Raw genomic sequence first — 1,103 nt, 5'->3', positions numbered from 1 at the left:
CACTGGCACTGGCACTGGCACTGGCACTGGCACTGGCACTGGCACTGGCACTGGCACTGGCACTGGCACTGGCACTGATGAAAAACTGTTACAAGTAGATAGTCAAGAACAAATTCAACAAGTTAAAGAAGATGGGATTGTTGATACGGTCAATGGACAACTTCAAGCACACGGTACAGGCAATGATTCTGTCACCTGGTCTACCGAACACTCGCAGGGTCAATATGGCGACCTCGTTGTAGATGCGAGCACAGGACAATGGCATTACCACCTAAACAATCATTCAGCCCAAACCAACGCATTATCTGAAGGTGAGCAGCATACTGAACAATTTGCCATCACAGCGACTGACAACCTAGGACACAAAGTTAATACTGTCATCAGTGTTGAAGTTGAGGGCAGCAATGACCTTCCGACCATCTCAGGCCTGCACGCTGCTAGTCTAAATGAGATGGGCAATGTTGATACCGTTAGTGGTCAGTTACTCACAACGGATCCAGACCATGGTGATAGCCTCAGTTGGGCTGTACCTCAGTCTCTAGGCCAATATGGCCAGCTCCTAATTGATGAAAAAAGTGGTGTTTGGCAGTATCAGTTGGACAACAGCTCAGCGCATACCCTCGGCCTCCACGCCGGACAGGTGGCCAGCGAAACATTTAGAGTCACAGCAACTGATAGCTCTGGCTTACCTGTTAGCCAAATTGTGTCTATCTCTATCCACGGTACCGATGAGGTCGCCAAAATTAGCGGCGTATCCAGCGCATCGCTAACCGAAGATACCGATGTAAATGTTGGCTTTCTTCATACCGACGGCCAGCTGAGTCTGCTCGATCCCGATAGTGGGCAAAACCAATTTATTAGCGAGTCTCTGCAGGGTCAGTTTGGTAGCTTGACCTTAAATAACTTAGGTCACTGGACTTACACCGCGGATAACTCGCAAGCGGTCATTCAAGGGCTCAAGTCAGGTGAGTCGTTAACCGATACTCTCATTGTTCACAGCGTCGATGGCACCGAGCAGAAAATTAGCGTCACCATTAACGGCACTGACGATAAAGCAATCATAGCAGGCACTTCCGCAGCTTCTGTAACGGAAGACAAAGACG

General features: G+C 49.1%; 1 protein-coding gene. It reads left to right on the top strand.

Translation table 11 applies throughout. The features are described 5' to 3' along the window. Window positions 1–1,103, top strand: a 1,103-nt coding sequence (locus tag ACVBJC_RS20345; protein ID WP_447162724.1) for a VCBS domain-containing protein, incomplete at both ends; no start/stop codon positions are given.

The sequence above is a fragment of the Shewanella sp. 0m-6 genome, from assembly GCF_052977325.1.
This window is presented reverse-complemented; position numbering and strand designations above follow the sequence as displayed.